Origin of the sequence: Asticcacaulis sp. (assembly GCF_051954415.1) — a bacterium.
Classification (GTDB): Bacteria; Pseudomonadota; Alphaproteobacteria; order Caulobacterales; family Caulobacteraceae; genus Asticcacaulis.
The window spans coordinates 251970-260454 of the sequence record NZ_JBQCHT010000034.1; the positions used below are offsets into that span (position 1 = coordinate 251970).

The window sequence follows — 8485 nt, forward strand, 5'->3', positions numbered from 1 at the left end:
CCGGAAGCCCCCAACGGCGTCAATGACAACGCCGCCAGTTATTACAGCAAAAAGGACGCCGACACGGTCGGCGTCTGGTACGGCCGCGCTGCCCTGCTGTTCAAGCCGAACGACGTTTTCGACGCCACCTTGACCTATGCCGAGCAGTCGGACAAGGTTGGTGGTCGCCGGCAGATGACGGTGGGCCAGGATGGTTACGGCCGAGAGTACCAGAAGTACGAGAACGGGTCAGTGCAGTTGGAGCCGTCGACACGCAAAGTCGAGATGACCGCGCTGGAAGCCAATATCGACCTCGGTTTCGCCACCCTGACCTCCTCGACTGCCTATACCAACCACGAGGGCGAGAGCGTCTCGGAAAACACCGGCTTCTACGCCAAGGCGGGCTTCCTGGGCTTCTATTACAACTATCCGCGTCCCATGGCCTCAGCCGTTCGCGGCTACCAGGACAAGTCGCTGGTCGAGGAACTGCGTCTGGTCTCAGCAGCCGGGGGCACCTTCGACTGGGTAGCTGGCGCCTTTTACAAGCGTGAGGAACTGCAAGCGACTCAGGAAAGCTACCTCCGCGGTTTCGCCCGCTGGTACGGGAACCCGTCGATCGTCGCCACCGACCAGGACTTTGCCTACGACCGTCAGGAAACCTTCACCGACAGGGCTATCTTCGGCGGCCAATGCGGCCCCACGTCTCAAGGCGGCTCAGGCCGGCATTTCGCAGGCCGAAGGTTTGGCCCGCCAGGCCGGTGCCCGCCTCAATCCGATCGTCTCGATCGAGAGCGAGAACTTCAGCGGCAATGGCCCTTACAAGGGCACGCAACTGACTGAAACTATGGCATCCGTCGGACAGACACTTGAACTCGGTGGCAAACGCAGCGCCCGCATCAATGCTGGTCGTGCCGGCGTCGAGCTCTCGCGCGCCCGCGCTCGCCAGACCGAAGGGGACTTTGCGTTCGATCTGGCCGAGGCTTATGGCGCAGCGGAGGTCGCGGACCTGCGCGTGCAACTGGCAACCGAGGCCTTATCACTGGCTGAAGATGATGCCCGCGTCGCCCATGCCCTGGTCAAGGCCGGGAAGGAAGCCGATCTGCGCAGCCTACAGGCCCAGACAGCGATAGAGACCGCACGCGCCGAACTTGGTGAAGCGCAAGCCGCCCGCGATACCGCCTTCTCCAAGCTGACGGCGATAGTCGATTCTCCGGTCGCCTTCTCCTCTATCCCGGACAGCCTGCTGGCCCACGCCGACACGGCTGAGACCATTCCGGTGGTAGATCCGCTGGCCTCGCCGGCCTATCTCGTGGCCCTGGCTGAACGGGAAGAAGTAGCCAGACGGGTCAAGGTTGAGCAGACGCGCGCGACACCAGACGTTACCCTGTCTCTGGGCGTGCGTAAGTTCCAGGCGGACGATGCCCAGGCGCTTGTCGGCGGCGTGTCCGTCCCGTTTCCGGTCTTCGACCGTAACAAGGGCAATATCGCCGCCGTCAGCAGCGAACTCATCGCTGCCGAGCAAAATCTCAATATCGCTCGCCTCGACGCCCAGGCCGACATTCAGTCGGCTTCGGCGCGCCTGAAAGCGTCCTTCGCTCGCATTAAGTCCGCTCAGGACAGTGAACGCACCGCCCAGGAAGCCTATCGCCTCACGCGTATCGGCTACGAGTCCGGCAAGCTGCCGCTCAGCGAAGTGCTGATTGCCCGCCGCACCCTTACCGAGGCCCGCGCCCAGGCGCTTACCGCCCGCCAGGACCGGCTCAATGCCGAAGCCGAACTCGCCCACTTGGCCGGCACCACGCCATTCGGAGACCTGTAATGCGCCCCGACTTTATCCAAAAAAAGAAATCCAATGCCGCGCTCTACGGTGGCGTCGCTGCCGCGGTCATCGTTGCGGCCCTGCTGGGTTTTGGTATCGCCAAGATGACTTCGGGCCCCGCTGCTCTAAAGGCGGAAGATGCTAAAGAAGCCGTCGAAGCGCCCAAGACTTTGACACTGACACCGCAAGCCATCCAGGCCGCCGGCATTGCCCTCGAAACGGTTAAAGGTGGCGGACTGTCATCAGAAATCCTGGCGCAAGGCTCTGTTGTTTCCAGTCCCGCCGGGCAAGCTGTCATGACGGCCCGCACCGGCGGCACCGTCCTGCAAATCTTCAAGCGCCTGGGCGATCCGGTGAAGGCCGGCGAAACCCTGGCTCTGGTCAGCAGCAATGACGCCGCGCAGATCGCTGCCGATCGCCGGGCCGCCGCCGCCCGCGCCACGCTGGCCCAGCAAACCCTGACCCGCGAGAAGTCCCTCTTCGACCAGGGCATCACGCCGCGTGCCGAGTATGAACGTGCGTCTGCCGAAGCCGAGGCGGCCAAAGCCGATGCCGCCCGCGCCAGCATCGCCGCCAGCAATGCCGGCGTGACCTCGGACGGGCGCGGCACGGCCGTCGTCTCGCCTATCAGTGGCCGCGTAACGGCATCTACGGCCAGCCTTGGTGCGTTCGTTCAGCCGGAGACTGAGTTGTTCAGGGTTTCCGATCCGGCAAAGACCGAAATCCAGGTGTCTATCAGTGCCATGGATGCCGGCCGTGTCTCCCCTGGTGATCGCGCTTCGCTCGATTTGGGCGACGGTCAAACGGTCGAAGGTACGGTCCGTTCCGTAACGCCTGCGCTCGACGCCCAAACACGTACCGCCACAGCCGTTATCGATGCCCCGTCTTCGGGCCTTGTGCCCGGCCGCAGTGTACGTGTCCGTCTGTTCGTTTCCGGCTCTACCGGAAATCCCGGCGCCATCGTTGTCCCGGAAGAGGCCGTGCAATCCGTTGAGGGCAAGGACGTTGTCTTTGTGCGCACGGCTGAAGGCTTCAAGCCTCTGTCAGTCGTGACAGGCCAACGCAGCGCCGGCCGCATCGAGATCACTTCGGGCCTCGCCTCGGGAACGACGATAGCGACGAAGAACGCCTTTCTCCTGAAGGCCGAAATCAGCAAAAGCGCTGAGGAGGAATAGGGATGATCGGGAACCTTATCAATCTCTCCGTTCGAGCGCGATGGCTGGTCCTCGTCCTCGTGCTGCTCGTCGGCGGTTTCGGCGCCTGGCAACTGATGAAGCTGCCCATCGACGCCGTCCCTGACATCACCAACCGTCAGGTCCAGATCAACTCGGTTGATCCCGGTTTGTCGCCGGTCGAAATGGAAAAGCGGGTCACCTTCCCCGTAGAAACGGCCCTGGCCGGCATCCCCGGTCTGGAAACCACCCGCTCGATTTCGCGTAACGGCTTCAGCCAGGTCACGGCGATTTTCTCCAACAAGACAGACCTCTATTTCGCTCGCCAGCAGGTCAGCGAACGTTTGGCCCAGGCCCGCGACAGCTTGCCTTCTGACGTGCAGCCGGCCATCGGTCCGGTCACAACTGGCCTCGGCGAAGTCTACATGTACGCGGTCGACTTCACCAATCCCGGCGGCAAGGGCGCCAAGATCAAGGACGGCGAACCCGGCTGGCAATCGGACGGCGCCTTCCTGACCCCCGAAGGCGAGCGCCTGACGACTGATGTTGCGCGAGCGGCTTATCTGCGCACTGTCCAGCAATGGATCATCGCCCCGCAACTGCGCACGGTGAAGGGTGTGGCCGGCATCGACTCGATCGGCGGTTACGAGAAGCAGTTCGTCGTCGAGCCTGATCCGGCGCGTATGACGGCCCTGGGCATTTCATACACCGAACTGGCAAAGGCGCTTGAAGCCTCGAACACGGCGGCCGGCGCCAACTATCTCAACCGTGGCGGCGAAGCCTTCCTGGTTCGCGCGGATGCCCGCATCCGGTCGCTGGATGACATCGCTTCCGCCAAGGTCGCCAGCCGCAATGGTGTCGGTATCGCGGTCCGCGACGTGGCAAACGTCACCATCGGTGGCGATCTCCGCACGGGCGCCGCCAGCATGAACGGCCACGAAGTCGTGGTCGGCACCACCCTGATGCTGATCGGGGAGAATAGCCGTACCGTCGCCAAGGCGGTCGGTGAACGTCTGGAAGCCGTCAAGAAATCTCTGCCCGCAGGCATTTCTCTGACGACCACGCTCGACCGTTCCAAGCTGGTCAATGCGACCGTCGCGACCGTCGAGCGTAACCTGACCGAAGGCGCCATCCTGGTGGCCGCCGCCTTGTTCTTGCTGCTGGGTAATTGGCGGGCGTCCCTGATCGCCGTCCTGATCATTCCCTTCTCCTTCCTTATGATGGCGACGGGGATGAATGTCCTGAAGGTGCCGGGCAATCTGATGAGTCTCGGGGCGCTCGACTTCGGCCTGATCGTTGACGGCAGCGTAATCATCATCGAAAATGCCTTAAGGCGCCTAGCCGAGCGCCAGCATCACGAGGGCCGTCTGCTGACGCTCAAAGAGCGCCTGGAAGAAACCATGGCGGCCGCGCAGGAGATGATCAAACCGACCATCTTCGGCCAGGCCATCATCTTCCTCGTCTTCGCCCCGTTGTTTGCCTTCTCGGGCGTCGAAGCCAAGACCTTTGCACCGATGGCCATCACCATCATGCTGGCCCTGGGCGCCGCCTTCATCCTGTCGCTTACCTTTGTGCCCGCTCTGATCGCTCTGCTGATCCGTGGCAAGGTGGCGGAAAAGGATGTTTGGCTGATTGCCAGGACTAAGACGCTCTACGCGCCCTTGCTCAACATGGCCGTGGCAAAGCCCTGGCGCTTCATCGCCGGCGGTGCGGCCATCTTCATCGCCTCAGGCCTGGTCTATACGACCCTCGGCCAGGAGTTCATCCCGCAACTGGATGAAAAGAACATGGCGCTGGCCTCATCGCGCGTTCCTTCGACCTCGCTGGAGCAATCCCTCAAGATGCAGTTGGGTGTAGAGAAAGCTGTCGCCGCGCTTCCTGAAGTCGAACTGATGTTCTCGAAGACTGGTACGGCAGAGGTCGCCACCGACCCGATGCCGCCCAATCTCTCCGACGGGTTTGTCATTTTGAAGCCGTCCGAAGAGTGGCCGAAGGATGTGAAATCCAAGGCCGATGTCGTGGCCAAGATTGAAGCCGCTGCGAACGGCCAGATCGGCAACGCCTATGAACTGAGCCAGCCGATCCAGCTGCGTTTCAACGAACTGATCGCTGGTGTGCGGGGTGACGTCGCCATCAAACTCTATGGTGACGACCTCGACAAGATGTCGGCATCCGCCAACAAGATCGTGGCGGTTTTGCAGTCCATACCCGGCGCTGCGGATGTTAAGGCCGAACAGACTGGTGGCGCCCCGACCCTCGACGTACAGTTCGACCGGGCGGCTATCGCCCAGTACGGCCTGTCCGTCGAAGACGTCGCCGACACGGTGGCGGCGGCTATGGGCGGCCGTGAAGCTGGCGTCGTCTTCGAAGGCGATCGCCGCTTCCCGATCGTGGTCCGTGTGCCGCAGCAGACACGAGAAAACCTGGATGAGTTGATGGCCTTGCCCGTCGTGCTCCCAGAAGGCAAGGGCAGCATCCCACTCAGCCACGTGGCGCGCTTTACTTTCACGGATGGTCTTAATCAGATTTCGCGTGAAAACGGCAAACGCCGCGTCGTCATCCAGGCCAATGTCCGTGGCCGAGATGTGGGCTCGTTCGTCGCCGAAGCCCAATCCAAGGTCGAAGCCGTTGCCATCCCAGCCGGTTCTTACCTGGAATGGGGCGGTCAGTTCCAGAACCTGAAGGCAGCTGGCGATCGCCTGATGCTCGTGGTTCCGATCTGCTTCGCGGCCATCTTCGCCCTGCTCTATCTGGCGCTGGGCAGCTTCGGACGTGCCATCGCCGTCTTCGCGGCCGTGCCTCTGGGTCTGGCCGGCGGGGTGTTTACCCTCGCTGCTACGGGTATCGCCTTCTCGGTCTCCGCCGCTGTTGGTTTTATCTGTTTGTCCGGCGTGGCCGTCCTCAACGGTCTCGTTGTGATGAGCAATATCCGAAGCCATACGGAAAACGGCGCCGACCTGAAGTCCGCTATTGTCAACGGCATGTTTGAACGGGTTCGCCCGGTCATTATGACGGGCCTGGTGCCCGCCATCGGCTTTATTCCGATGGCCCTGGCTCACGGTACCGGCGCTGAGGTCCAGAAGCCGCTGGCCACTGTCGTCATCGGCGGGCTGGTAGGCGCCACCTTCCTGACACTCCTCGTCTTGCCAGCGATCTCGGCCGTCATTCTGGAGGCGACGCAGAAGAAGCGCGCCCAGAATGACACGACCTCCGCTGCCGAGGTGAAACACCACGCCTAGTAAAACTACCCCTGCGCGCCGCAGCGTTGCGCAGGGGGCTCCGCCAAAAAATAACTTGAATCAGTCTGTTCGCAGCCCCTGTGGCGCCGATGTTCTGCAAAGGGAGCAGCCAATCCACCCCATTACAGCCATTTGATTCGATTTCTGTCCTAGAGCTGCTGCCTGATAGAGCAGCGGAGATCAGCTCCAGGGGCATGATACTCTGCCTTTCTTCACCCCAAATAAGGAATTATCCGTAGCTGTCCAGTTGAGTTCGCCTCTCAATTTGTGGGCCATCGCTTCCGCTAAGGCCATTTCGTCCGCAGTCATGCCATTCGCTAGGTTTTGAACGGGAGCTTACCTTTAGCGTTCGAACGGTAATGGGATAAACCTCGTTAACCCTCCCCCTTAACCTGAACTCAACCCGAAGATGCGATTTGTTGGCCGACCGTCATAGGGGGGAGCGCCTTGAACTCGGCAGCAAAAGAGCAAAATTTATCGACCGAGCGAAAGCGGCGTGAAATCGCAATCGATGAGGCTTCGATTGAGTTTCTCGGTCGGGCGGCCCGCAGTGTACCGATGCCCGAAGACAGTCTGACTCAAAGTCCGGTTCGTGACCTTACGTCGGCTATCCACGACCTGGTAAATAAACTTCGCGATCTGAACTTGGAAAGGCTTTTCCGGTCCCAAGGGCCGCTCAGCCAGCTGACCGGGGCAGACATCGAGGCAAAGATGCGTTTCGATCTTGATGTGCGGCAAGTGTCCGCAGATGTCCGCGAATTACAGGCCAAGGCCTTCCAGGCAAATCGCCTTCGTAATGACTTGCGTCAAACGCTGGAGGCCATCAAAGGCGAGCAAGGACGGCTTCGCCGGATCATCGGCGCTTCTCGACGGGCGATCGATGCCGATCCTGGCGCCGATCCTTTTCTTCTTGAACGTTTTCAGCGGCGTCTGGCCAATTTGCAGACACTCGAAGCTTCCAACGAAGTTACCAGCGCTCAAATCGCGCTCGCAGACGTCAATATGACCGCGCTGATCGATCGCGTAACCGATGTCACCACATCGCCCGAAACCCGTGGGCTGTCATTTCGTCACCTGTGAAGCCAAGGCGTCTCAGACCCGCGTTGACCGTGTTTTCGGACATTGGGTTTAGCGGAGAACGAATTGAAGAAAACACGTAAGGCCCGCGAATGGAAAAGAGCTTCGCCTCGTCAAAAAGAGCCAGAGCCTGACGCGAGAGAGGAACTGCGTGTTCCTGCCTCGCCTTCATTTTATCAGCGGGTATGCGCCAGACCTTTGCCGCCATGTCGAGTTCTGACCATTCAGCTCGGCGAAGCTCGCCAGGGCGAACGAACAAGAGCGCCGAGAGTTGCAAGGCGATGCGCGTCAAGGGGTGTCCTTCGTACCCGTCGATGGCACGTAGCATTTCGCCCGCCTTCGAGGGTTCGAGGATGGCGGCATGATGCCTCTGTTTGCGCTTGGCCAAAGCGCCCCGCAAATCGCGGGTTGGGTCTGACGCCACGAACTGATTGGCCACAGCGTACCGAAAGACCTGGCCGATAAATTGAAGTGTTCGGTGTGCCTTCTCGTCGTTCTTCGATGCTTCGAATGGGCGCACAGCGTTTAGGACTTCATACGGTTAAATTTCAGCAATTGGCCTGTGGCCCAAACTCTTCTCAATAATCCGGGTGAACCACTCACGCTTCTGAACGGTAGCTTCTGCCAGTCCGTCGCGTTGGTTTTTGGCGATATAGGCTTTGGCTACATGATCGAAAGTGTTGGCGGCACTTATCTTGGCGGTATGCTTATCGACGCGCTTTTGTTCAGCGGGGTCCACGCCGTTAGAAAGCTGACGCCGGGCTTTGTCCCGCCGTTCTCTCACCTGCTTGAGGCTAACCTCTGGATAAGCGCCGAGAGAGAGCTTTTTTTTCTGCACCCGCTTTATTTCTAAATTTCAGCTTCCACAGTCGCCCACCCGTGGGTGTCACGAGAAGATAGAGCCCTTCTCGTCGGCGAGCTTATAGGGCTTTGCCATTGGCTTGGCATTACGCAACGCGATATCAGTGAGTGCCATTTGGGGGCCTTTCATTTTCGCAATTTGCGAAGGCCCCCACGGAAGCCCCCAAAGCCACCAAAATGCTGGCGGACGAGGGCGGACGCTAGAGCGGTATGAGTTTTAGCTGAATCGGGATTCCCAAATCAGCGATATTTTGATTCACTACCTTCAGCCGTTTTTTGCTGGAGGCAGTGATGGGTCGTCCTTTGTCCATGGACCTGCGTGAGCGCGCGGTAGCGCG

General features: G+C 60.5%; 6 protein-coding genes and 1 pseudogene. 4 read left to right on the top strand and 3 right to left on the bottom strand.

Going from position 1 to position 8485, the window contains the following annotated elements; genetic code table 11:
* The first annotated feature begins 526 nt into the window (after nucleotides 1–526).
* From ACTHND_RS12790 to ACTHND_RS12805, 4 genes are all read left to right on the top strand, one after another.
* Nucleotides 527–1798, top strand: a complete 1272-nt coding sequence (locus ACTHND_RS12790) for a TolC family protein (RefSeq protein ID WP_440178333.1) — start codon at nucleotides 527–529, stop codon at nucleotides 1796–1798.
* Nucleotides 1798–2973 (top strand): efflux RND transporter periplasmic adaptor subunit, encoded by a 1176-nt coding sequence (locus ACTHND_RS12795; RefSeq protein ID WP_440178334.1) that lies wholly within the window; start codon nucleotides 1798–1800, stop codon nucleotides 2971–2973. The genes ACTHND_RS12790 and ACTHND_RS12795 overlap by 1 nt, the downstream gene beginning before the upstream one ends.
* Before the next feature lie 2 nt (nucleotides 2974–2975).
* The gene (locus ACTHND_RS12800; RefSeq protein WP_440178335.1) at nucleotides 2976–6209 is read left to right on the top strand and encodes an efflux RND transporter permease subunit; all 3234 of its coding nucleotides are present in this window, start codon (nucleotides 2976–2978) and stop codon (nucleotides 6207–6209) included.
* A 447-nt stretch (nucleotides 6210–6656) separates the two neighbouring features.
* Entirely contained in the window at nucleotides 6657–7289 is a 633-nt protein-coding gene (locus ACTHND_RS12805) for a hypothetical protein (RefSeq protein WP_440178336.1), read from the top strand.
* Here ACTHND_RS12805 and ACTHND_RS12810 read toward each other — a convergent pair.
* The 3 genes and pseudogenes from ACTHND_RS12810 to ACTHND_RS12820 form a co-directional block, all read right to left on the bottom strand.
* Nucleotides 7243–7614 carry a tyrosine-type recombinase/integrase gene (locus ACTHND_RS12810; protein ID WP_440178340.1) on the bottom strand — a complete coding sequence of 124 codons (372 nt, stop codon included), beginning with the start codon at nucleotides 7612–7614 and terminating at the stop codon, nucleotides 7243–7245. The two genes, ACTHND_RS12805 and ACTHND_RS12810, sit on opposite strands and share 47 nt — an antisense overlap.
* Nucleotides 7615–7686: 72 nt before the next feature.
* Nucleotides 7687–7812, bottom strand: a pseudogene (locus ACTHND_RS12815) (phage integrase central domain-containing protein); the annotation flags it as partial.
* Nucleotides 7813–7827: 15 nt separating this feature from the next.
* A complete protein-coding gene (locus ACTHND_RS12820; RefSeq protein WP_440178337.1) occupies nucleotides 7828–8124 on the bottom strand; it encodes an integrase arm-type DNA-binding domain-containing protein in 297 nt (98 codons plus the stop codon).
* Nucleotides 8125–8485: the final 361 nt, after the last annotated feature.